20 protein-coding genes are annotated in these 23,454 nt (G+C 38.7%); 11 read left to right on the forward strand and 9 right to left on the reverse strand.

What is annotated here, in order from left to right:
• Positions 1–5 precede the first annotated feature (5 nt).
• The 4 genes from WAE64_RS22980 to gldB form a co-directional block, all read right to left on the reverse strand.
• A complete protein-coding gene (locus WAE64_RS22980; protein ID WP_340240243.1) occupies positions 6–926 on the reverse strand; it encodes an EamA family transporter in 921 nt (306 codons plus the stop codon).
• A gap of 57 nt (positions 927–983) precedes the next feature.
• The gene (locus WAE64_RS22985; RefSeq protein ID WP_340240245.1) at positions 984–1,403 is read right to left on the reverse strand and encodes a Fur family transcriptional regulator; all 420 of its coding nucleotides are present in this window, start codon (positions 1,401–1,403) and stop codon (positions 984–986) included.
• A 94-nt stretch (positions 1,404–1,497) separates the two neighbouring features.
• On the reverse strand, positions 1,498–3,399 hold the full coding sequence (locus WAE64_RS22990; RefSeq protein WP_340240247.1) for an ABC transporter ATP-binding protein: 1,902 nt from the start codon (positions 3,397–3,399) through the stop codon (positions 1,498–1,500).
• A gap of 61 nt (positions 3,400–3,460) precedes the next feature.
• Positions 3,461–4,474, reverse strand: a complete 1,014-nt coding sequence (gene gldB, locus WAE64_RS22995; protein WP_340240249.1) for a gliding motility lipoprotein GldB — start codon at positions 4,472–4,474, stop codon at positions 3,461–3,463.
• A 112-nt stretch (positions 4,475–4,586) separates the two neighbouring features.
• Between gldB and WAE64_RS23000 the strand changes: the two genes are divergently transcribed.
• Both WAE64_RS23000 and WAE64_RS23005 read left to right on the forward strand, forming a co-directional pair.
• Entirely contained in the window at positions 4,587–5,750 is a 1,164-nt protein-coding gene (locus WAE64_RS23000; RefSeq protein ID WP_340240251.1) for a serine hydrolase domain-containing protein, read from the forward strand.
• Positions 5,751–6,112: 362 nt separating this feature from the next.
• On the forward strand, positions 6,113–8,251 hold the full coding sequence (locus tag WAE64_RS23005) for a peptidylprolyl isomerase (RefSeq protein ID WP_340240252.1): 2,139 nt from the start codon (positions 6,113–6,115) through the stop codon (positions 8,249–8,251).
• A 64-nt stretch (positions 8,252–8,315) separates the two neighbouring features.
• Here WAE64_RS23005 and WAE64_RS23010 read toward each other — a convergent pair whose 3' ends face one another.
• A complete protein-coding gene (locus WAE64_RS23010; protein ID WP_340240254.1) occupies positions 8,316–9,431 on the reverse strand; it encodes an alkane 1-monooxygenase in 1,116 nt (371 codons plus the stop codon).
• A 97-nt stretch (positions 9,432–9,528) separates the two neighbouring features.
• On the opposite strand from WAE64_RS23010, the gene WAE64_RS23015 reads away from it, so the two are divergent.
• The 5 genes from WAE64_RS23015 (at position 9,529) to WAE64_RS23035 (ending at position 14,796) form a co-directional block, all read left to right on the forward strand.
• Complete coding sequence (locus WAE64_RS23015) at positions 9,529–10,122, forward strand: HupE/UreJ family protein (protein WP_340240256.1); 594 nt, start codon at positions 9,529–9,531, stop codon at positions 10,120–10,122.
• A 111-nt stretch (positions 10,123–10,233) separates the two neighbouring features.
• Entirely contained in the window at positions 10,234–12,609 is a 2,376-nt protein-coding gene (locus WAE64_RS23020) for a M1 family metallopeptidase (protein WP_340240258.1), read from the forward strand.
• Between the two features lie 69 nt (positions 12,610–12,678).
• The gene (locus tag WAE64_RS23025; protein ID WP_340240260.1) at positions 12,679–13,557 is read left to right on the forward strand and encodes a hypothetical protein; all 879 of its coding nucleotides are present in this window, start codon (positions 12,679–12,681) and stop codon (positions 13,555–13,557) included.
• Positions 13,554–13,982 carry a luciferase domain-containing protein gene (locus WAE64_RS23030; RefSeq protein WP_340240262.1) on the forward strand — a complete coding sequence of 143 codons (429 nt, stop codon included), beginning with the start codon at positions 13,554–13,556 and terminating at the stop codon, positions 13,980–13,982. Before WAE64_RS23025 ends, WAE64_RS23030 begins: the two co-directional genes overlap by 4 nt.
• A 7-nt stretch (positions 13,983–13,989) precedes the next feature.
• Positions 13,990–14,796, forward strand: coding sequence for a crotonase/enoyl-CoA hydratase family protein (locus WAE64_RS23035; protein ID WP_340240264.1), 807 nt, complete (start codon positions 13,990–13,992; stop codon positions 14,794–14,796).
• A 71-nt stretch (positions 14,797–14,867) separates the two neighbouring features.
• On the opposite strand, the gene typA is transcribed toward WAE64_RS23035, so the two are convergent.
• On the reverse strand, positions 14,868–16,688 hold the full coding sequence (typA, locus tag WAE64_RS23040; protein WP_340240266.1) for a translational GTPase TypA: 1,821 nt from the start codon (positions 16,686–16,688) through the stop codon (positions 14,868–14,870).
• Between the two features lie 364 nt (positions 16,689–17,052).
• Positions 17,053–17,562 (reverse strand): hypothetical protein, encoded by a 510-nt coding sequence (locus WAE64_RS23045; RefSeq protein ID WP_340240268.1) that lies wholly within the window; start codon positions 17,560–17,562, stop codon positions 17,053–17,055.
• Positions 17,563–17,668: 106 nt separating this feature from the next.
• Between WAE64_RS23045 and WAE64_RS23050 the strand changes: the two genes are divergently transcribed.
• Positions 17,669–18,733, forward strand: a complete 1,065-nt coding sequence (locus WAE64_RS23050; protein ID WP_340240270.1) for a LuxE/PaaK family acyltransferase — start codon at positions 17,669–17,671, stop codon at positions 18,731–18,733.
• On the opposite strand, the gene WAE64_RS23055 is transcribed toward WAE64_RS23050, so the two are convergent.
• Positions 18,730–19,617, reverse strand: coding sequence for a fructosamine kinase family protein (locus tag WAE64_RS23055; protein ID WP_340240272.1), 888 nt, complete (start codon positions 19,615–19,617; stop codon positions 18,730–18,732). The genes WAE64_RS23050 and WAE64_RS23055 overlap by 4 nt on opposite strands.
• A gap of 270 nt (positions 19,618–19,887) precedes the next feature.
• On the opposite strand from WAE64_RS23055, the gene WAE64_RS23060 reads away from it, so the two are divergent.
• The 3 genes from WAE64_RS23060 to WAE64_RS23070 all read left to right on the forward strand — a co-directional run bounded on the left by WAE64_RS23060 (position 19,888) and on the right by WAE64_RS23070 (position 23,082).
• Positions 19,888–21,039, forward strand: a complete 1,152-nt coding sequence (locus WAE64_RS23060) for a 1-deoxy-D-xylulose-5-phosphate reductoisomerase (RefSeq protein ID WP_340240274.1) — start codon at positions 19,888–19,890, stop codon at positions 21,037–21,039.
• A 205-nt stretch (positions 21,040–21,244) separates the two neighbouring features.
• The gene (locus WAE64_RS23065) at positions 21,245–21,970 is read left to right on the forward strand and encodes an RluA family pseudouridine synthase (RefSeq protein ID WP_340240276.1); all 726 of its coding nucleotides are present in this window, start codon (positions 21,245–21,247) and stop codon (positions 21,968–21,970) included.
• A 185-nt stretch (positions 21,971–22,155) separates the two neighbouring features.
• A complete protein-coding gene (locus tag WAE64_RS23070) occupies positions 22,156–23,082 on the forward strand; it encodes a hydroxypyruvate isomerase family protein (protein ID WP_340240277.1) in 927 nt (308 codons plus the stop codon).
• Positions 23,083–23,244: 162 nt separating this feature from the next.
• Here WAE64_RS23070 and WAE64_RS23075 read toward each other — a convergent pair whose 3' ends face one another.
• Positions 23,245–23,427, reverse strand: coding sequence for a hypothetical protein (locus tag WAE64_RS23075; protein WP_340240279.1), 183 nt, complete (start codon positions 23,425–23,427; stop codon positions 23,245–23,247).
• Positions 23,428–23,454 lie beyond the last annotated feature (27 nt).

The following is a 23,454-nucleotide window of genomic DNA, read 5'->3' on the forward strand; positions in this document are numbered from 1 at the left end:
AAGGCTTAATCAACAGTTGCACTAGCGGTAACCGTTTTTCGGCGGCCTATGGTCATTAATACTACACCTATTAATACAATTGCTGAGGCTACAAGCGATCTGGGTGTGAGTACTTCTCCTTTAAATATCCAACCCAGAAAAAACGCCACCACCGGATTAATATATGCATAAGTAGCTGTTACTTGTGGCGGAGCATTATTAATCAGCCATAGGTACGCACTGTAACCAATATAAGAACCAACTATAATAAGATATAGTAAAGCCATATAGGTTTCTTGTGTCATGCGCTGAAAGGCTTGCAGATGATTCTTCTCAAAAACCAGACTCATTAGTAACGAAAAACACCCTCCGGCTATCATCTGTATAGCAGTAGACTGAATGGGTTTGGGTAATGGCAAATAAGGCGATTTCAGCGAACCATAAGCCCAGGCAACCGAACCTGCAAAAACGAGTAGTGCCGGAAAAAGCGCTACTTCTCTATTATCGGTATGTGCGGGGTTCATAGGGTCTAGCAAATAAACCATGCCGAATAAACCTATAATAAGCCCTACTAACCCAATAAGTGTAGGCTTGGTTTTACTGAAAAACCAGAAGTCGAGCATGATCATCCAGGCTGGTAGGGTAGCAACCAAAAGCGCAACCAAACCCGATGGCATAAAACGTAAAGCATAAGCCACAGCAACATTACCTATGCCACTTAGCATAATACCCACAAGCACAGCACCTTTTACTTGGGCCATATTGGGTATGCCGTAGCCTTTCCAGAGTGTGAATAAGAATAGCAGAATGCCACCGGTAAGAAATCGTAGACAAGATACCATCATAGGCGGAAGTACCTCAATTGCGTACTTCATACCTAAAAAAGTAGACCCCCAAACTACATAAACGAGTCCGAGGGCTATAATAAGCTTTGTTTTATAAGACATTGATTGATAATGCTAGAAGAGCTAGCTCACAATAATAGGTTAACACACAACGAAGTTTTACGCCTTGCAATTAGGACAAGTACCTTGCATAAGCATATTGATATCGCTCAGTTTATACCCATCAGGTAAATTTACTTTCGGAATATGCACGCTTTCAATACAGGTTGTATTGCCACAAACCAGACATTTAAAATGCACATGGTCGTGGTGGTGTTCGTCGTGCTTACACTCGGTTGAGCGGCAAAGGGCATATTTAGTGCCGCCTTCGTCGTCTAGTACTTTATGAATAATGCCTTTCTCAACAAATGTTTTCAGGGTACGATAAATCGTAACTCTATCAAAACGTTCGCCGAAGAGATTCTCCAGATCACCGTGCGAAAGCGCATGGCTGTAAGTCTGAAATGACTGTAATATATCTTCACGACAGCCCGTATGGCGTAAGTCGTATTCTTTTAATGTATTTTTAGAGAGATTCATGATTTTCAGGTTTATAAATTCATGAAAAAACAATGAAACAAGCCCAGATTACAAGTAAAAATCGTCTTTAATCCTCATTGATTCCTGCTGCTTGTTATTCTACCAGCAAATTTACGTTTTCAAACTGTAATTTAACCAGATTTGCGTAAATTCCTTCTTCTTTCAGAATCAACTCATCGTGTGAGCCTGATTCTGCTATTTCGCCGTCTTTCAAAACATATATAGTATCAACGTTGCGAATAGTTGCCAGACGGTGCGCAATAATAATGGTTGTGCGGTCTTTCATTAACTTATCCAAGGCATCTTGCACCAGTTTTTCCGATTCAGAATCGAGCGCACTTGTAGCTTCATCAAGAATCAGAATCGATGGGTCTTTCAGTATTGCCCTTGCAATAGCAATACGCTGTCTTTGTCCGCCTGATAATTTCACACCTCTTTCGCCTACAATTGTCTGGAATTTCTCAGGGAAAGAGTCAATAAAGTTGAATGCATTGGCTTTCTTGGCTGCCTCAATCACTTCTGTTTCGGTAGAGCCGGGTTTTCCGTATGCAATATTTTCGTAGATAGTTCCGCCAAAAAGCATTACTTCTTGTGGTACTATGGCAATGTTGCTTCTTAATTCGGTTACATCTTGGTCAGCAATATTTACACCATCAATCACAATTTTGCCTCTTGTGAGCGGATACAGTTTCATTAACAACTGCACAAGTGTTGATTTACCCGCACCACTTTGCCCAACCAATGCAATTTTTTCACCTGCTTTTACATTGATAGAAACATCTTTCAACACAGTTACATCAGCCCTTGACGGATACACAAAACCCACGTTTTCAAACGAAACATTTCCCTGTGCCTTTTTAAATTCAAACGCACGGTCAACATCTACTTCCGAGTTTTCTTCTAAAATCTCTAATACCCGTTCCGAAGCCCCAATGGTTTTTTGTATCTGGGCATACATATCGCCCAAGCCACCAACCGAGCCACCAATAAAACCAGTATATATAATGAAAGTAAAAAGGTCTTTGAAGTCTAACTCTCCGGTCAATACCAGATTGCCTCCATACCATACAACACCTACAACCCCACCAAACAATACAAAAATGATAAACGAAATAAAACCACCTCTGAACGTTGCCGCTTTTAAGGCATACTCAACAACACGTTGAATAGACGTTGTGTATCGGTTCACTTCAAGGCGCTCGTTAGTAAAGGCTTTTACTACATTAACCGATTGAAGTGTTTCTTCTACTATGATATTGGTTTTGGCTAGTTCGTCTTGTACTTTTTTAGAGTTTTTTCTAATAAACCGGCCAAAAAAGATGGCCGCCACCACCAAAAACGGAAACGTTGAAAGCATGAAAAGTGTAAGCTTTCCCGAAATAAGGGTAATAAGCAATACTCCACCAACCAATGTAAATATCTGGCGGAACAGCTCAGCCAATGTAATAGACAATACATCTTGCAGTTGTGTTACGTCAGAAGTAATACGGCTCATTAGCTCACCCACACGGCTTTTCTCAAAAAAGGTAATGGGTAGCGTAATGATTTTGGTATAAAGTTCTTTTCTCAGATCACGCATCGATTGCTCCGATACGCGTGTAAAAGTATAAACTCTTAGAAATGAAAAACCCGCTTGCAGAATGAGCAAAACAACAAAAAGGAATGTTACTTCATTTAATGTAAAATTTGGCGCCGAATTAAAAATGTTTTGAAGCTTATCGCCCATCATATTCATGCTGCCCATACCGTTGGTATTAGGTAATGAAGCTGCTTTGTCTGGCGATACGATAGCGCCTACCATTTGTCCCATCAAAAGCGGGATACTCATGGAAGTTAATTGTGAAAGTACCAAAAAAACGAAACCTATCATAAAGGTCCATTTGTATGGTAAGGTAAATCTAAAAACTTTCAGAGCTTTGCCAAAGCCCTCTTTACTGATTTTCTTTTTGTCTTTTTCTGAAGCCTCTTCTCCAAAACGTTGGGTTCTTTTTGCCATAGTACTTTATCCTCTTTGTGGTTAATTATGAGGATTTTAAAAATTAAATGAGCCAACAGCCTTATTCTTCTTTTTCGTCTGTTTGACCCCTGTATTTTGATTGCTCAAAAATCTGGCGCGCGTCGGCGTTTTTCATCAAATCTACTAACGTAATCGAAGGGTTTTCGGTTCGGTAACGGCTTACTATTCGCCAACCTAGCCATTGCCCGATGCGTCCGGGGCAATCTGATCCTATTTCTATTACATTAGGGCGCTCGCCAATATATTTGTCTTTTATTCTGTCGTTTGTTTCGTAAATCAGTTTATTATCTATAAAATGCGCCCACACATAGCCTTGTCCGTTCCAGCTTTTTACAAGGTTTGAGTCGGCATAAGCTATAACCAACGAGTCGGGCACATTCGGAATCACCGCTCTTGTAAACTCAAAACTTTTGCCATAGAAAACCATATCGGCTAGCAAGGAGCGGTCGTTCAGGTCAATCTTATTATATTTTCTTGAAAGTAGCGTAACAACCGTAGGTACTATATATGGTTTGGCATAGCGCCTTAGCATATAGTTTGGGTGTTGTGGGCGATACTTGGCTTTTGGGCCAATAAACGATTCTAAGGGAATAATAATCAGGCTATCGTTTACAACCAGTTCGTTATCTAGCCCTGCAAAAGTGGTAATGATTTTTGGTTCTTTAAAATCAGGATAATGATATTTGATATGCTTAAAGGCTACCTCAAATTCTTTTTTTAAATCATCTAAATTGCCAAAAGTCTGTTGCGTTTGCTGATAAAGTTCCTGTATAGCCGGATGATGAATTAATAAGTCAAGTCTTTCGATAAGACCTTGGTCATCAGCAGGAGTCTGATAAAATGTTTCTACAAAAGTTCGGTGTTTTTCTAAAAAACTTCTGATTTCCTCTTTGTTCTTTAATTGCATCAGCGGTTCTTCTAGTCTTTCGATATTTACATTAACTTTTATCGCTGAAACATCAACGTCAGACGCATCGGTGGTCGATTCTGATTTCTGGCAAGCGTAAAAACATGAAGAAACTAATAAGAAAAATCCTAGAATACGATATTTCATAAATGAATGAGTAGTTTTCTCAAAAAACGCACAAAATTAGCTAATTATTTGTCTCGTATAGCGTACTTTCGCAAATTATAAGAAGTTTTTAATAAAATCACACTTCATAATTATGAAAAAGCACTTCGTCAGCCTGTTAATAGGCATAGTGTCCTATGTACAGGTTTCGAATGTATATGCCCAGAAAACAGTTTATAATAAGGATGTTGAACAGCGAATAAAACAGGTAGAAACAAACCTTTTTAGTAATAAAGCCGGAAGTAATAACGACAAATGGGCAATAGATACACGTATGCGCCACTATGGTGTATATGGGTTAAGCGTAGCCGTAATAAAAGATTATAAAATAGAATGGGTAAAAGGATATGGCTTTGCTGACTTTGATGAAAAACGCTCTGTTACTACCGAAACACTTTTTCAGGCAGCGTCTATCAGTAAATCCTTGAATGCTGTAGGAGTACTGAAACTGGTACAAGATAAAAAACTGGCACTTGACACCGATATTAATACTTACCTTACAACATGGAAGTTCCCGTATGATGCAGTATCAAAAGGTAAAAAAATAAACGTGGCTAATTTATTGAGTCACTCGGCAGGGCTTAGCATACATGGTTTTCCGGGTTATGGCAAAGGAGACAAACTGCCAAGTATTACCCAGATACTCAATGGGCAGAAACCAGCCAATACTAAAGCTGTTCGCTCTCAGTTTGAACCAGGTTTAAAAGCGGAGTACTCAGGTGGTGGTACTACTATTTCGCAATTAATCGTAATGGATATAACCAAACAGCCTTATGCTCAATATATGTGGAACAATGTGCTAAAACCAATGGGAATGCTGCATAGCACTTATGAGCAACCACCATTTAATAAAAAAGCGCAAGAACTAGCCACAGGCTATCAGGAGAACAAGAAACAAATAGAGGGGAAATATCATATTTATCCTGAACAAGGTGCAGCAGGTTTATGGACAAATCCAACAGATTTGGCGCATTATATTATCGAAACCCAACTGGCGCTTATCGGAAAATCGAACAAAGTGCTTTCTAAAGAAATGACTCAATTAAGGCTAACACCCTATAGTGAAAATTTGGGATTAGGCGTATTCATCGATGATGTTAATAAGACTTTTGGCCATAGTGGTGGCACCGCTGGTTTCAGATGCCAGTATTACGGAAGCCTTCAAGGCGGCAATGGCGTGGTGGTAATGGTTAATTCAGATAATAGCGATATTATGTATGAGCTTATTAATAGCGTCAGGTCAATTTATAAATGGTAGACCTTAAGTATAAAGAGTGCTTTAATAAGTTTAACTGATAAATTTTATTTTTTTTACTTATCTAAAAGGCTCTGTGAGTATCTTCAAACGATTGAAAATAAAGATTTTATAAAAAAATATTATTGTGGTGTTTTTAGTAAAATAGCCTGTTTTATTGCTGATTGAGGCTTTTTGTCTATACTTGCACTCTCAAAAATTGCAGAACCGTTTAAAACTTGTTAAAAAACATATAATCCTAATTGGATTTCTTTGATAATATGTATGAATCTATGTATTTTTGCGGTTCGTTTTTTTACAGGTTTAACTATTAAACACTTATCACCTAAAAACACGGGCTAAAATTAAGTATAAAATAAAAACTAATGGCTTTAATTAACAAAATTCGGGAGCGTTCGGGAATCGCAGTTGCAGTTATTGCAATTGCCCTTATTCTATTTATCGTTGGAGGAGATTTATTCTACGGAAGTGGTGGTAGAGGAGGCTTATTTGGCGGTAACAGTAATAAAATTGGTGAAATAGCCGGAACGAGCATTGATGCTCAGGCGTTTCAGGCAAAATTAGATGTTGCTCGTGCCAACTACGAACAACAAGCAGGTAGAGCATTGCAAGAACAAGAAGTGCAACAACTCCGTAATCAGGTGTGGGAGCAAATGATTTTTGATATTGCTTACAAAGAAGAATTTGAAAAATTAGGCTTAAAAGTAACTCCTGATGAGCTTCGTGAGATGATTCAAGGTACTAAAAACCTGAGCCCGATGATTAAACAACAGTTTACTGACCCTCAAACAGGGCAGTACGACCGTAATCGTCACATCGAGTTTATCAATGCGGCAGCTGGTAACCAATTACCTGCGCCACAAAAAATGGCTTGGGACCAAATCAAAGAAAGCGCTATTCAACAACGTTTGTTAGAAAAATACAACGCATTGCTTAGCACTTCTACTTTTGTAACTACGGCTGAAGCGAAAAAAGAATACGAAGGACAAGTAACAAAAGCTGATGCTAAATATTTGTATGTACCGTATTTCAGTGTTAACGATACTACAATCAAAGTAACCGACAGCCAATTATCTGATTATTTGAGCAAACATAAAGCTGAGTACCAAGGTTACGATAGCCGTTCTTTCGACTACGTAGTGTATCAGGTAGCACCTACAAAAGAAGATAGTGCCGCACTATATGATGATATCAAGTCTTTTGCTAAAGGTTTAGCTGCGGCAACTGACCCACAAGCGTATGCTTCTGCTAACTCAGAAGTAAGAGTACCATACGAGCGCCCGGCAAGCCAATTAAGTAATGATTTGAAAGCTGCTTTGGCAACGGCAATTCCGGGTGCAGTAATCGGGCCATTTAAAGAAGGAAATGTTTACTCAATTCACCGATTTGAAGGTACTACTACGGATACTACATTTACAACCCGTGCAAGCCATATCTTGATTCGTTCAGATAAAAATGCACCGGATTCAGTAAAAGCACTTGCACGTAAACAAGCACAGGATATACTAGACCAAGTGAAACAAGGTGCTGATTTTGAAACTCTGGCTCGTACTAACAGCCAGGATGGTTCGGCTCAACAAGGTGGAGATTTAGGTTTCTTTACCAAAGGTACAATGGTAAAACCATTCAATGATGCCGTATTTGGTATGAGTGGTGCTGGTTTAGTGCCAAATCTTGTAGAAACAGAGTTTGGTTACCATATCATTAAGGTTACAGAACCAAAATCAAACATAAAATACAAAGTAGCTAGCATTAGCCGAGAGCTACAAGCAAGTGAGTCGACTCGTAATGCTATTTATCAAAAAGCTGAAGGCTTACGCTCAAGTGTAGATTCAGATAAAGAGTTTGAAGAAGCTGTAAAGAAGGATGGTAAATTGGTGATGTTGAAAGCAGACAGAGTATTCCCTGATGCAGCATCATTCAACACAATTCAGAACGCACGTGAGGTTGTATTGTGGGCATTTAACGATGATACTAAAGTAGGTTCTGTTTCAAACAGAGTTTTTGAAGTAGGCGATAATTTTATTGTAGCTGCTGTTAGAGCTAAATCAGATAAAGATAATCCGAAAGTTGATGATTTCAGAGATGCTTTAACTGCTAAAGTTCGTAACGAAGTTAAAGGAGAGCAAATTTTGAAAAAATTAGGTGGTGCTAGCGGAACACTTGAGCAAATTGCTGAGAAATACGGTGCAGGTGCAATTATTGAAGCTGCAAACGAAATCAGCTTTGCAACTGGTATCCTTACTACTCCGGGTGTTGACCCAATTGCAGTAGGTAAAATATTCAGCTTAGCTGCAGGTAAACGTTCGAAACCATTTGTAGGCGAAAACGGCGTATTTATCGTAGAAACAACCAGTATAACTAACGCTCCTGCTATTGCAGACTACTCGCAATACAAAGCACAAGTATTACAACGTAGCGGTGGATTCGGCGCTTCTTACCTAGCTAATCAGGCTATCCGTGATAACGCTAAAATCAAAGACAACAGAGCTAAATTCTTCTGATAAATCAGAAATAGCATATAACAGAAATAGCAGCCCACAAGGCTGCTATTTCTGTTTCAAAGCATTAGCTGAATCTACTTACCACTTCTTTTATTTGTCTGGCATCGTATGCTTTCTCCTGCCATTCTTCCAATCTTTTATTCATGATATTGAACCATAGTGGCGGTATCAGCGATATGAGTATCATCATGGTATAGCCATAAGGCAATTGCGGACTTTCATCAAAATGCCTTATCACCTGATACGGCCTTGACGCATAAGCATGATGGTCGGAATGGCGCTGTAAATGAAAAAGCATCAGATTGCTATAATAATGATTGGCATTCCATGAATGCAGCGGATTTACTTTCTCGTATTTACCAGGTGCAATTTCTTTACGCATGATGCCATAGTGCTCAATATAATTGACACACTCTAATGAGAGTATAGCTATAATACTCTGAGCCACAAAAAACAAAGGTATAAGCCACTGAAACTGATCTGTCATATAGCTACTAATAAGCGTAAGGCTTAGACAAAATGTAATGGGAAGCACAACAGCCCAAATCATACCATTATGCCACGACCACACCTGCAGATTTTTCTTTGCCAATTGTTTTTTCTCAATATGCCATGCACTGCTGAAACTTCCGATGAGCGTTTGTTTCCAGAATGCAAAAATAGTCTGGTTCTTGCGGGCAGTAGCAGGGTCTAGCGGCGTGGCTACGTGCGTATGATGGCCTCGGTTATGTTCTATCAGGAAATGCATATAAGCCACCGATAATAAGGCTGCTTTGGCATGAAACTGTGCCATAGGGCTTGTGCGATGCCCCAGCTCATGCGCAATATTAATAATGGTAGAAGAATACACACCCTGGCTGAGCATCAGACCCAGTATCTGCCACCAACTCAGGTTATCATATATCAATATATAAGAGCCCCACAGCAGCATAAAATATTGAATATACACATGAGAGTACACCAGTACATCAAAGTATTTATCTTTAATAAGTTCTTCGTATTCCTCGGTGCTGGCATTCTGTGAGTCACGGCTGATTACTTGGTCTAAGATAGGAACTAGTAAATAGGCGTAGATAAAGACAAAGAAAGTCCAGTTGTGGCTAATGAAGTAATAGCCCGACAAGGCAAAGACAATAAACGAATACCCCCAGGCGAAGCCAATCTTTTTTCGGATACTCATAATTTTTAAAATTTTGTATGTACTTTACAATCAAGGTTTTACAAAACTTGTATTTTTGTTACTAATATACATACCTACCACCTTTTACCCTAGATTGATGACGGAATTTTTTATTTTCTTACAATTAGGTTATCAACACATAACCGACATAAATGGCTACGACCATATCCTCTTTGTAGTAGCTCTATGCGCTATTTATCGCATAAAAGACTGGAAAAAAATACTTATTCTTGTTACGGCTTTTACCATAGGGCACTCTGTTACACTTGCTTTGGCAGCCTTGAACGTGATTGAATACAGTACTGAGCTTATTGAGTTCCTGATTCCGGTTACTATTATCTTTACTTGTATCACTAATCTGTTTCATAAAAGTAGCGATAGTGTGCTCGACATCGAAAAGTTTTCGCCTATCCGATACGTTCTGGCATTAGGCTTTGGGCTTATTCATGGCATGGGCTTTTCTAATTACTTGCGTAGCTTATTAGGCAAAGACGAAAACATTATTCCGCAATTATTGGCTTTTAATATAGGGCTTGAGTTTGGTCAGGTATTAATTGTAGCCATCATAATGGCTATTTCTTTTTTAGTACTCGAAGGATTCAAAGTAAGAAAACATCTATGGAATCTTGTGCTATCAAGCTTTGTGGCTGGTGTAGCTTTTAAATTAATGACCGAGAAATGGTTTTTCTAAGCTAATATCACCAGAAATGCGTGATTGTGAGTAAGTGAATTTTTCATAAATTGCAGAAATTTTACACAAGCATCTCAACTGTATAAATCAGAAACTAACCTTCATCAAAGCATGGGAAAAATATCCTTTATTATTGGGGCATTTGTGTGTATGTCTTTGTCGCTGAATGCGCAGCAAGCACCCACTACACAATACAATGCCAATACCAGATTTGAGCAAATGGGTACCGCCTTACCTACGCCCAATACTTTTCGCACAGCAGCAGGTTCACCGGGTAGAGATTACTGGCAACAAAAGGCTGATTATGACATCAAGGCTGAATTAAATGATGCTGACCAGAGTATTACGGGTACTGAAAAAATCACCTACACTAACAATGCCCCTGAAGAGTTACGCTATTTATGGTTGCAACTAGACCAGAACGTATTCTCTAAAAGTTCAGATGGAAATACTACACGCCAGAGCGGTATTAACTCTACCAATGGCTCTAGCTTTACAGCTTTAGGTAATTTAAGCGGTGCAAACGATAAAGACTATGGCTATAAGATTCTGGCTGTAAAAGATGCTGCCGGCAAAGACTTACGCTATACAATCAACGGTACAATGATGCGTGTTGATTTACCAACGCCATTAGCCAAAGGTATGTCATTCGTGTTTCAGGTTGATTGGAAATTCAACATCATCGATTTGAAACTGGTAGGTGGTCGAAGTGGCTTTGAGCTTTTTCCGAAAGATGGCAATGTGCTATATGAAATTGCTCAGTGGTTTCCACGCATGGCTGTTTATGACGATGTAAACGGCTGGCAACACAAACAATTCTTGGGTCAAGGAGAATTTACTTTGCCATTCGGCGATTATAAAGTGGCTCTTACAGTACCAAACGACATGGTACTGGGTGCAACCGGAGAACTACAAAACCCGAAAGAGGTACTGACTGCCACACAAATGAAACGCCTTGAGCAGGCTAAAACTTCTAAAACACCTGTGTTGATTGTAACACAAGCAGAAGCCGAAGCTGCCGAAAAAGGCAAACCAACCGGAAAGAAAACATGGGTGTATGTAGCTAAAAATGTACGTGATTTTGCTTTTGCTACTTCACGCAAGTTTATCTGGGATGCTATGCAGGTTGATGTTGAAGGTAAAAAAGTATGGGCTATGTCATTATATCCAAAAGAAGCGAATCCTCTTTGGGGACAATACTCAACTCGTGTTGTAGCACACACTTTAACAAGTTATTCTAAAAAGACTATTGCTTATCCATATCCGGTAGCTTACTCGGTGCATGGTACAGTAGGAGGTATGGAATACCCGATGATGAGTTTTAACGGAGCTCGCCCCGAGGCAGACGGTACTTATTCAGAAGGCACTAAAAACTTTTTGATTCTGGTAATTATCCATGAAGTGGGCCACAACTTCTTCCCGATGATTGTGAACTCTGACGAGCGCCAATGGTCGTGGATGGATGAAGGTCTGAACTCTTTTTTAGAAGGCTTAGCCTGTCTTGAGTGGGACAGAAATTTCCCTGCTACAGGTATTGAACCACAATACATCACAGGCTATATGAAGCTAGATGTGAGTAAGCAGAACTCAATCATGAGTAGTTCTGATAACATTCTTCCGGGTACTTTTGGCCCGAATGCGTATTCAAAACCTGCTACGGGCTTAAATATTCTGCGCGAAACAATTATGGGTCGTGAGCTATTTGATTATGCCTTTAAAGAGTATGCGCGTCGTTGGGCGTTTAAACACCCGACACCTGCCGATTTCTTCCGCACAATGGAAGATGCCTCTGGTGTTGATTTAGATTGGTTCTGGAAGGGTTGGTTCTATGGTGTTGAGCCTGTTGACCAAGCCATTGCCGATGTAGAATGGTATAGCATCGATACCCAAGACCCTGCCAAGCAAAAAGCTGCGGCAAAAGCTGATTTTGACGCAAAACGTGAGACAATGAGTAATATCCGTAACAGAACAGATATTAAACAAACCGTAGTAGAGGCAGACTCAACCATGAGAGATTTTTATAACTCTTATGATAAATTTGCGGTAACCGATGCCGATAAAAAGAAATATGAGCAATATGTTTCTAGTTTAGCCGACGATGAACGCAAAATGTTGGAAGAAGGTAAAAACTTTTATGTATTAAATCTGAAAAACAAAGGCGGTTTGGTAATGCCTGTTATTATCAGAATGGAATTTGAAGATGGTACTTATGAAGATGTAAGAATACCTGCTGAACTATGGAGAGTAAATGATAAAGAGGTGAAAAAGACTTTGGTAACTACAAAAAAGGTTGCTAAGTTCAAGTTAGACCCTTATCATGAAATTCCTGATATTGATACATCAGACAATACTTTCCCGAAAGAGCCTGCGCAACCTACCCGTTTCCAGGCCTTTAAGCAAAGAAGTTTCGGCGGTGGTTCTAATCCTATGCAAGAGGCCAAAAAATCTCAACCATCAGGTGTGCAAACAAGCGGAGAGAAGAAGTAAGAAATGATTTACAAGGAGTTTTTATGGCTAACATAAAAACTCCTTGTTTTATAACGGAAAACTTTAGACATGAAACCATCAAGAGATTTCTGGATTACTTGGGGAATAACTGTAACACTCGCTCTTGTGGGTGTTATTTTATTATTTACCAAATTGGCTGCCTACGGCATTGTTATTTTTTGTATTCTGCCTACTGTTATAGGTTTTACAACGGGTATATATTCAAGAAAATTCTTAAGCTACTTAGGAATAATCACAGGGTTACTATGTATATTTTTACTTTTGATTGGTGCAGGAGAAGGTATTTTCTGTATACTCATGGCACTTCCAGTTGTCTTTGCCTTTGTAGCACTAGGCTATTTGTTAGGTTTTTGGGTCAAAAAAAACAGAGATTCATCAAAAGATTCTCCTAAAGTAATAGTTCTACCCATTTTACTAATAATTTTATCTACTATTGGTGAAAAATTCTTTGCAGGCTCAGAAATAAAAAATAGTGTCAGTACTTCTTTAACGCTACCATACCCTAAAGAAATTATCTATAAAAAGATTATAGCTGTAGATACTGTTGATATAGAAAAGAATATTTTTCAAAAAATGGGGCTACCGACTCCTAGAAAATGTATTTTAACTGAAGAAAAGATAGGAGGATTAAGGATTTGTGAGTTTGAAGAGGGTAAAATAATTGAAACTATTAAAGAGCTTAAATCAGGAGAGTTACTTCGGATGCAGATTACCTCTTCTGATATAACAATGAGTTGGCTTAGGTTTGACGAAGATATTTATACAATTAAGGCAAATGCAGATAATACCTCTACTATTACCCGTACAACAACTTTTCTTTCAGAGCTAAAACCCAGATTTTATTGGAACTACATAGAAGGTATTACTATTAAGGCCGAACAAGAATTTGTATTTAGAAATCTGGAAAAAGATTTAAGTAAAAAATGAAACTCCTTAACCTGACTTCTACAGTAGCTAGGTATTTTTCAGTTTTAAAGGAAATTCCTTTATTACCAATCTTAATTGATGAACAGATCAGGTTATTTACTTTTATCTTTAAACCTCGTTTATTCTTTTTAATGTCACAAATTATAAAAGAAATCAAAACATGGGAAGGGATTAGTTTGCGTACGCATCGCTATGGGGGAATTGAATTTAGGGTAGGAAATAGAGAAATAGGGCATCTTCATGGCGGAGGTTTATTAGATATTTTATTTGATAAAGATACAAAAGATATACTATTCAAAAATAACCAGATTTCTGAACATCATGTATTCAAAAATACAGGGTGGGGAAGTTTTTATATCAATGAAAATTCCGACTTGCAGGAAATAATATATTTGTTAAGAAAAAGTTTTATGTTGAAAAAGTAGAATAAATATGCAAACACTAAAACTGTCTATCGAAAACCACATTGCACATGTTATTTTGAATCGCCCTGAAAAAGCCAATGCGCTTAACCAATCGACTTGGGATGAAATAAAAGAGATATTCGAAAATCTTGACGAAAACCCCGACGTAAGAGTAATTGTGCTGGAAGGGGGTGATAGTAATCATTTTTGCGCAGGTATTGATTTAAGCCTCTTGATGTCGGTATCGCAAACTGATATTAACTGTGAGGGTAGAAGACGAGAAAAAGTAAGAAAAGATGTGTTTCGCCTGCAAGCACCTATCAATGCCATTGAAAACTGCTCCAAACCTGTTTTAGTAGCCGTGCATGGTGGTTGTATCGGTGCAGGAGTAGACCTCATTTGCGCATGCGATATGCGTTATTGTACCGAAGACGCCTACTTCACTATAAAAGAAATAGATATGGGCATGGTGGCCGATTTAGGTACCTTACAGCGGCTTCCTAAACTAATAGGCGAGGGATGGGTGCGTGAAATGGCATATACAGGCCGAAATGTTGATGGCAAAGAAGCTGAAAAGATAGGCATAGTCAATAGAGCCTTTGCGGATAAAAATAGTATGATGGACGAGGTATTCAAACTAGCGGCCACAATTGCTTCTAAATCGCCGCTTTCTATTCGAGGTACTAAACATATTCTGTTACATACCAGAGACCACTCTGTAGCCGATGGCCTTAATTACATGGCAACATGGAATGCCGCCATGCTACTTTCAAGCGATTTGCAGGAGGCATTTATGGCAAAGGCACAAAAGCGTGATGCTAATTTTGAGGGGTGAAAGCTCTTGTAGATAAACAAAAAATCCCTGCCAGTTGGCAAGGATTTTTTATAAAATATATTTCAATCAGCTTATGCCATTGCAAAAGCACCTTTGCTTTCGTAACGTTTACGCTCGTTTTCGTCAAGGTAAATTTTACGCATACGAATCGATTTCGGCGTGATTTCTAGGTACTCATCTTTTTGGATATACTCCATTGCATCTTCTAAAGAGAAGTTGATTTTCGGAGCGATACGTACGTTATCATCAGAACCTGAGGCACGCATGTTGGTAAGTTTCTTCGCTGTTTGAAGGTTAATCACAAGGTCGTTCTGACGGTTGTGCTCACCAACTACCATACCCATGTAAATTTCTTCACTTGGATCGATGAAGAATACACCTCTGTCCTGCAATTTATCAATTGAATAAGGCGTAGCAGCACCATTACCCATCGAAATCAACGAACCGTTGATACGACCAGGAATCGGCCCTTTAAATGGTTCGTATGCTTTGAAACGGTGGTTCATGATTGCCTCACCATAAGTAGCAGTAAGTACATTTGAACGCAAGCCAATCAAACCACGAGATGGGATAATAAACTCAAGGTGTTGTAAATCACCTTTAGGCTCCATAATCAATAACTCACCTTTACGTTGTGTTACTAACTCAATTACTTTACCTGCTGTTTCTTCCGGTACATCAACTACCAATGTTTCTACTGGCTCTAGTCTTTCGCCGTTTTCACCTTCTTTGTATAATACTTGTGGCTGGCCAACTTGTAGCTCGTATCCTTCACGACGCATCGTTTCGATCAATACTGACAAGTGAAGAATACCACGACCAAACACAATGAATTTATCTTCTGTATCACCTGTTTGTACACGCAATGCAAGGTTTTTCTCGGTTTCTTTCATCAAACGGTCACGTAAGTGGCGTGATGTTACGAATTTACCTTCTTTACCAAAGAACGGAGAGTTATTGATGGTGAACAACATGTTCATAGTTGGCTCATCAATAGAAATACGTGGTAATGCTTCAGGGTTTTCAGCATCAGCGATAGTATCACCAATTTCAAAATCTTCAATACCTGTTACCGCACAAATCTCACCAGAACCTACTTCTGTAACTCTTGCTTTGCCTAAGCCTTCAAATACGTGCAATTCTTTGATACGCATTTTTTTAGTGCTACCATCAGCTTTGCAAAGAGCTACTTGCATACCTTCTTTCAATACACCTCTGGCTACACGGCCAACGGCAATACGACCTACGAAAGACGAATAGTCTAAAGAGGTAATCTGCATTTGTGCTGTACCTTCTACAACCGGAGATGCAGGGATGTTAGCTATGATTGCATCAAGCAACGGAATAATATCTGTCGTTGGTTTTTTCCAGTCGGTGCTCATCCAACCTTGTTTTGATGAACCATATAGACATGGGAAGTCTAATTGGTCTTCAGTTGCTTCAAGGTTAAACATAAGGTCAAACACTTGTTCGTGTACTTCTTCCGGACGGCAGTTTTCTTTGTCTACTTTATTTACAACTACAATTGGTTTTAAGCCTAATTGTAGAGCTTTTCCTAATACAAAGCGAGTTTGAGGCATTGGGCCTTCAAAAGCATCAACCAATAAAATAACACCATCAGCTAGTTTTAACACACGCTCTACCTCACCACCGAAGTCGGCGTGGCCTGGAGTATCTATAATATTGATTTTAACATCGTTGTAACGTACTGATACGTTCTTTGATACAATCGTGATTCCGCGTTCACGCTCAAGGTCATTGTTATCAAGAATCAAATCACCGAATTCCTGATTTTCTCTGAAAATTTTTGAAGCATGAATAATTTTGTCAACCAATGTCGTTTTACCGTGGTCAACGTGAGCAATAATGGCAATGTTTCTAATATTTTGCATTTAAGTCTGAAAGTTATCGTAATGCGCCAATCTTTACCCCAACGCATCACGGATAAACGACTAACGAACTACACCTTTTTAAAATAAACTGCAAAATTAGAAAAATACAATGAGAAATCCTCATTTTTCGGATATAATCCTATGATTATTAAATTGTTAATAAGAATAGTGCAAAAACCGAGGTGTTTTTTGAAGAGCTTATTTTAATACAGTATATACGAAAGCCTGAAAAAATTATAAGTTTATTGATGAAAATTTACATACAGTCAAAAGCACAAGTATTAGCCTAACGCTAAACTTTTATGAGAAACAATAAAAATGTAAGAAATGGTTTCAGAAGGTCGATGTATGTTTAAACACACGCTTAAAACTCGTTCAGAATAATTACTTTCGATTCTACAGTGTTCGAAATATTACCTGCTCTGTCTTTTATTGTAATCTGGTATTTCAGTGAATCTTTTTTAGGTACAAAGTTCTGGAAATAAACCAGCGAGTAGTCGAGTGTGCCTTCAATCGGGCCTTTTTTACCATCGCTTTTCAGGCGAGGGAAAAAGCCAGAGTAGGGTACTTCTTGGTTTACTTCCTGGAAAACACCGTTTTTCTGGCGGAAAATTCGCACTATATAATTGAAGTCCTGGGTTTCTACAGCTACTGCTTTTTCTGCTTCATTCAGCCCAAGGTCTCCGTCGCCATCCTGAAACTTAATTGTCAGAATAACCGAGTCTTTCTTAGAGCCGTCTGTTTGGTCTAGTCTGATTTCTTTGCGTAAATCCTTGAACTCAATATAGGGTTTTTCGTCAAAAGATATTTCTTTATAACAAGCTGTTACCAAAGCCATTACACTAAAAACAACTAATACTGAAACCTTTTTCATTTCTTATCTGTAATTTTATAAGCAATTTAGTATAAAAAAGATAGTTTGGGGTGTTTGTCAATATTTTTTTATTGATTCTTGCCCGAGCTATTAATTAATCTTTTTCATGGGTATTCGTGACGAACTAAAATCGGCAGTATTGCAAATCAACGATAATTCTCAAAAGTTACCTACTTTTGAAGAATTAGCACTAGAAATTTTTCGCTTTCAGGCAGTTGCCAATCCTGTCTATAAAGAGTATCTGGGTTACCTGAAAGTGAATCCTCAGAGAATAGACCGTATAGAAAAAATTCCTTTTTTACCGATTCAGTTTTTTAAGCATCACAAAGTTATTACCGACAATGCTCCTACACAAATGGTTTTTGAAAGTAGTGGTACTACTCAACAAAATACTAGTAAGCACTATGTAAGCGACCTGCCATTTTATGAGCATGTAAGCCAGAAGATTTTCGAGCAGTTTTATGGCCCAATTACCGACTACCATATATTGGCATTGCTCCCATCTTATCTTGAACGAAATAATTCGTCGTTGGTGTATATGGTGCAGAGTTTTATTTATCGCACATATTCACGAGAATCAGGATTCTACCTCAATAATACGGCAGAATTGCTTCAGAAGTTACACCAACTCTCAGAAAACTCTCAAACCCACCGAAAAGTTTTGCTAATAGGGGTAACTTTTGCCTTGCTCGACTTGGTAGAAGATGAAAAAGAACTTGATTTTCTGGCGAGCTTCGGCGATAGACTCATTGTGATGGAAACCGGGGGTATGAAAGGCCGCCGCAAAGAATTGCTACGTGAAGAAGTGCACGAAATATTAATGAGCCATTTGCCTATCAAGCACGTGCATTCTGAATATGGTATGACCGAGTTACTTTCGCAGGGCTATTCTAAAGGGGATGGGGTTTTTGAATTGCCTAATACCCTGAAAATTCTATTAAGGGAAATCAACGACCCTTTTAAAATCATTTCCTCGCAATTCCGCTCTGATATTTCGAGAGAGACTACTATTCGTGGCGGAATAAATGTGATAGACCTGGCTAATGTAGATTCTTGTAGTTTTATTGAAACACAAGATTTGGGAGCATATCAGGTCAATAGTCAGCAATTCAGTGTTATAGGGCGTTTTGATAATTCTGATATACGAGGCTGTAACCTCTTAGTGCTTTAACCTTGCAGATATTTATTCATTGTGCGTAAAACCGGAGGCAAATAGCTTGTACCAAAAATATTGACATGCACCATTAGCGGGTAAATGTTATAAATCGGTATACGTTCGTCAAAACGAGGCTGTAACGGAAAACTCTCGTGATAGGCTTCATAAAAACGATTATCGAAACCGCCGAAAAGCGTAGTAAAAGCCATTTCCATTTCTCTGTTTCCATAATATACAGCAGGATCAATCAGGCAGGGGTTGCCCAAGTCATCAGTAATTACATTACCCGACCACAAGTCGCCATGCAATAAAGCTGGTTGTTCGTTAGGCAATAAATCAGGCAATATTTTATAAAATTGCTGAAACTTATCGTATAAGTCCTTACTTATCAGGTCATTGTAATAGGCCAAGCCTGCTTGAGCATTTAACCTTTTTTCTATAAAAAAATCTATCCAATTAGCATACGGGGTATTAAATTGTTGCAGAGAACCAATATAATTATCAAAATTTAGCCCAAACGAATCGTTGGTATTTCGGTGTAGCGAAGCTAGTCTTTGCCCTAGTAGTTCCCAATAATCAAAGTTGGGTTTTGCGTATTCTATGTTTTCTAAAACCAGGTAATCCTGCCCATCTCTTCGGCCCCAGTTAATTACCTCCGGTATCCTAATCACGTTGGCTTGGCGTAGCAAATCTAGTCCTTTAGCTTCGGCTTCAAACATTCCTTCATGGTTTCGGGTATTATACTTGATAAAGTATTTGCCTTCGTTAGTATGTACCTGAACCGTAATATTAATATTACCTCCCTGAAGCAAACGATATTCAGTAACCTGCACATCTCGCCCCAAGGTCTCAAAAAAGACCCCCTCAAAGAATTGGAATTGTTCTTCTGCCGTTTGCATACACCTGGCCCTCAAAAGATTTTAATTAAGCGTGTTTTAGTTATTTCTAATAAGAAAAAAGCCTTCTTATTAGATAATAATCTGTAAGATTATGGCCTAAATACGCTCTTATTTCAATACGATTAGCAAAGTAAAAAATTCTCGTTAAATTTTCCGAACTTTGTCTTCAGAATTAAAAGCACCTATAGGTAGGGTCAATAAATGCTTTTTAGAAAAACATAACGCAGTACAACGAATTTTATTCTTAGATTCTCATATTCCTGTTAATACATGAAAAAAAATTTAGCTATTCTAGGCTCAACGGGTTCGATAGGCACGCAGGCATTAGATGTGGTGGCCGCAAACCCCGATATTTTTGAAATTGAGGTGCTAACAGCCCAGAATAATGCCGATTTATTGATTGAGCAAGCAGCAAAGTTCCGCCCAAATGTGGTAGTTATATCAAACGAGGCGCTATATGATAAAGTTTTTTCGGCCCTCGACCCCCTCGATATTAAAGTATATGCCGGCGAAAAATCGTTGGCATCGGTCGTGCAAATGGAGTCAGTTCATATAGTACTTACGGCTTTGGTAGGTTATGCAGGGCTTATCCCGACCATTGCAGCTATTAAAGCAGGGAAACATATTGCATTGGCCAATAAAGAAACATTGGTAGTAGCAGGTGAGTTGGTAACAGAGCTGGCAGATAAAAACAGAGTTCATATTCTTCCGGTAGATTCTGAACATTCGGCTATTTTTCAGTGTCTGGTAGGGGAGTTTCATAATCCTATCGAGAAAATAATACTTACGGCTTCCGGCGGGCCTTTTCTGGGTAAAGACCGTGATTTCTTGAAAACGGTAAGCAAACAGCAGGCTTTGAAACATCCCAACTGGAGCATGGGTGCAAAAATTACGATAGATTCAGCTTCGTTGATGAATAAAGGTCTGGAAGTAATAGAAGCAAAATGGCTTTTTGGCCTCACGACCGAGCAGATTGAGGTAGTGGTGCATCCGCAAAGTATTATTCACTCAATGGTGCAGTTTGAAGACGGAAGCATAAAAGCACAAATGGGCTTGCCTGATATGCGTGTTCCTATACAGTTTGCCTTGGCGTATCCTGTTCGTTTAAAATCCGATTTCCCGAGGTTTGATTTTACTAAATATCCGTCGCTTACTTTTCAACAGCCAGATATTCAGACATTCAGAAACCTTGGCTTTGCTTTTGATGCACTTAACAAAGGTGGTAACATGGCTTGTATCGTAAATGCAGCTAACGAAATAGCAGTAGCATCGTTTCTACGAGACGAAATCGGCTTTCTGGAAATGTCAGATCTTATAGAAGATTGTATGAATAAGGTAAGTTTTGTAAAAACGCCTACACTTGAAGACTACATAAAAACCGACGAAGAAACCCGCCGTATAGCTATGGAGTTTTCTTGCTAGTTTGTAAGGCAGCGTGTACTGCCATTGGATAAGCATTTATCCATATTCGCTTTTGTTTTTATGTCATTATTAAATTCTGCTAAATAGTAATATGCCAGAAATTGACTTGTTGTGGCTGAAATAGCACTATATAAAGTGCTATCAACCATAGTTTTATAGTTTAAGATAGAAAAACTGAGTATCTTTGCAGCAAATTATTAAAGATATGAAACAGCCTTTTTACGTTCTTTACGAAGACAATCACATTATTATTGTCAATAAAGCAGCAGGTGTTTTGGTACAAGGCGATGCTACAGGAGATAAGACTTTATCAGATTACGTTAAGGAATACATTAAAAAAAAATACGATAAACCGGGCGATGTATTTTTAGGTACCGTACACCGCCTCGACCGCCCCGTAAGCGGTCTTGTTGTTTTTGCACGTACTTCAAAAGCGCTTGAGCGGATGAATGAGTTATTCCGTAAAAGAGATATTCAGAAAACCTATTGGGCAGTAGTAGGTAAAAGACCGGAAAAGAAAAGTGGAAAACTAACCAATTGGTTGGTGAAAAATGAAGAGAAAAATACGGTTAAAGCTTTTGATACCGAAGTGCCAGGTTCTCAGAAAGCGGAGCTCAATTATCGTTATCTTGGAGAAATCAACCACTATCATTTATTAGAGGTAAATCCTATTACTGGTCGCCCGCATCAAATCAGGGTGCAATTGGCAAGTATGGGTTGTCCTATAAGGGGTGACGTGAAATATGGGTATCCAAGAGCAAACCCTGAGGGCAATATCAACCTTCATGCGCGTCGTTTATACTTTATTCATCCGGTTAAGAAAGAACCAATTCTTTGCAAAGCACCGCTTCCGGAAAATCCTTTCTGGGAAGAATTCCTGGAGCTTGAACCAGAAGAAATTAAAACCGAAAATCTGGATTTCTTATATTAAGAAACTAGAGTATTGTAAGTCTTTGAGTCTGAGCCTGTTTGAACTTATTCGATAATAAGTTTAAACAGGTTTTATTTTTTAATATAATGTAAGACATTCAAATATGAAATCTACAAGGATTTAACCCCTCATTGATAATATTTTTGTAATTTGCCCGCCTCAATCAACCTCTTAATTTATTAAAGATGAATCGTAGAAATTTTCTTTCAAAAAGCGCTTTGGCAGCAGGTGCGTCTGCTTTGCCAATGGGAGCTGCTTTAGCCTCTGAAACACAAGCAAATTTGCCTGCCGATAAATTTAAACTTTTGTATGCACCACATTTCGGCATGTTCGAAAACTCTGCAGGAAAAGACCTGATTGATCAGTTAAAATTCATGGCCGATAACGGTTTCATGGCCTTAGAAGACAATGGTATGCTAGGTCGCTCGGTAGAAGAACAGAAAAAAATTGGGGAAACGCTGGCCAAATTGAATATGAAAATGGGTGTTTTTGTAATTGATGGTGGCGATAACTGGAAAACATCTTTGGCCACGGGCAAAAAAGATTTTTTAGAGAACTTCCTGAAAACTTGCCGTACTTCGGTAGAGGTAGCTAAGCGTGTAAATGCCAGATGGGCAACTGTTGTACCTGGTTTTTATGAAAGAAGATTACCAATTGGTATCCAGACAGCCAATGTAATAGACGCACTGCGCCGTGCTTGTGATATACTAGAGCCGCATAACCTAACTATGGTGCTAGAACCATTAAGCGATACACCTGAATTATTCTTACGCAACTCTGACCAGACATACATGATTTGTAAGGCCGTAAACAGCCCATCGTGCAAGATATTGTTTGATATGTGGCATATGCAACGTAACGAAGGCCGCATGACCCAGAATATGGACTGGTGTTGGGATGAAATCGGGTATTTCCAGATTGGAGATGAGCCGGGTCGTAATGAACCAACTACCGGAGAGATAAATTATAGAAGCCTTTTCAAACACATTTACGATAAATCGAAGGCCAAAAACCAAGAGTTTATTATGGGTATGGAGCACGGAAATGCCTACAAAGGGCTGGAAGGCGAGAAGAAACTAATAGAAGCTTATAGATGGAGCGATAATTTCTAAAGTACTATCTTAGAGCATTAAATAAAAATTAAGGTATCATGCCTAAAACGGCTGATACCTTTTTTTATGCTTGGTGTTAAATTAGAATCTTTAAAGGCGGACTTAATAACACAAAAAAAGCCCTATTCAGTTATGAATAGGGCTTTTTTGTCTAAGAAAAAATTATTTCTTAGTAGTATCAGCAGCAGCTGCAGTTGAATCTACTACTGTAGTGTCAACAGGAGCCATTACTGAAGTAGCAGTAGTATCAACTACTGTAGAATCAGCAGAACCTTCAGTTTTAGAAGTACAAGCAGCTAGAGAAGCTACACCTGCTACGAATAAAATTGCAAATACTTTTTTCATTTTGTATAATGTTTTAGATTTATTTCT

It is taken from the genome of Emticicia soli, assembly GCF_037860775.1.
Classification (GTDB): Bacteria; Bacteroidota; Bacteroidia; order Cytophagales; family Spirosomataceae; genus Emticicia; species Emticicia soli.

Excerpts from the sequence above, each read along its gene's own strand:
- WAE64_RS22980 (WP_340240243.1), bottom strand. The coding sequence starts at position 926 with ATGTCTTATAAAACAAAGCTTATTATAGCCCTCGGACTCGTTTATGTA.
- WAE64_RS22985 (WP_340240245.1), bottom strand. The coding sequence starts at position 1,403 with ATGAATCTCTCTAAAAATACATTAAAAGAATACGACTTACGCCATACG.
- WAE64_RS22990 (WP_340240247.1), bottom strand. The coding sequence starts at position 3,399 with ATGGCAAAAAGAACCCAACGTTTTGGAGAAGAGGCTTCAGAAAAAGAC.
- gldB (WP_340240249.1), bottom strand. The coding sequence starts at position 4,474 with ATGAAATATCGTATTCTAGGATTTTTCTTATTAGTTTCTTCATGTTTT.
- WAE64_RS23000 (WP_340240251.1), top strand. The coding sequence starts at position 4,587 with ATGAAAAAGCACTTCGTCAGCCTGTTAATAGGCATAGTGTCCTATGTA.
- WAE64_RS23005 (WP_340240252.1), top strand. The coding sequence starts at position 6,113 with ATGGCTTTAATTAACAAAATTCGGGAGCGTTCGGGAATCGCAGTTGCA.
- WAE64_RS23010 (WP_340240254.1), bottom strand. The coding sequence starts at position 9,431 with ATGAGTATCCGAAAAAAGATTGGCTTCGCCTGGGGGTATTCGTTTATT.
- WAE64_RS23015 (WP_340240256.1), top strand. The coding sequence starts at position 9,529 with ATGACGGAATTTTTTATTTTCTTACAATTAGGTTATCAACACATAACC.
- WAE64_RS23020 (WP_340240258.1), top strand. The coding sequence starts at position 10,234 with ATGGGAAAAATATCCTTTATTATTGGGGCATTTGTGTGTATGTCTTTG.
- WAE64_RS23025 (WP_340240260.1), top strand. The coding sequence starts at position 12,679 with ATGAAACCATCAAGAGATTTCTGGATTACTTGGGGAATAACTGTAACA.
- WAE64_RS23030 (WP_340240262.1), top strand. The coding sequence starts at position 13,554 with ATGAAACTCCTTAACCTGACTTCTACAGTAGCTAGGTATTTTTCAGTT.
- WAE64_RS23035 (WP_340240264.1), top strand. The coding sequence starts at position 13,990 with ATGCAAACACTAAAACTGTCTATCGAAAACCACATTGCACATGTTATT.
- typA (WP_340240266.1), bottom strand. The coding sequence starts at position 16,688 with ATGCAAAATATTAGAAACATTGCCATTATTGCTCACGTTGACCACGGT.
- WAE64_RS23045 (WP_340240268.1), bottom strand. The coding sequence starts at position 17,562 with ATGAAAAAGGTTTCAGTATTAGTTGTTTTTAGTGTAATGGCTTTGGTA.
- WAE64_RS23050 (WP_340240270.1), top strand. The coding sequence starts at position 17,669 with ATGGGTATTCGTGACGAACTAAAATCGGCAGTATTGCAAATCAACGAT.
- WAE64_RS23055 (WP_340240272.1), bottom strand. The coding sequence starts at position 19,617 with ATGCAAACGGCAGAAGAACAATTCCAATTCTTTGAGGGGGTCTTTTTT.
- WAE64_RS23060 (WP_340240274.1), top strand. The coding sequence starts at position 19,888 with ATGAAAAAAAATTTAGCTATTCTAGGCTCAACGGGTTCGATAGGCACG.
- WAE64_RS23065 (WP_340240276.1), top strand. The coding sequence starts at position 21,245 with ATGAAACAGCCTTTTTACGTTCTTTACGAAGACAATCACATTATTATT.
- WAE64_RS23070 (WP_340240277.1), top strand. The coding sequence starts at position 22,156 with ATGAATCGTAGAAATTTTCTTTCAAAAAGCGCTTTGGCAGCAGGTGCG.
- WAE64_RS23075 (WP_340240279.1), bottom strand. The coding sequence starts at position 23,427 with ATGAAAAAAGTATTTGCAATTTTATTCGTAGCAGGTGTAGCTTCTCTA.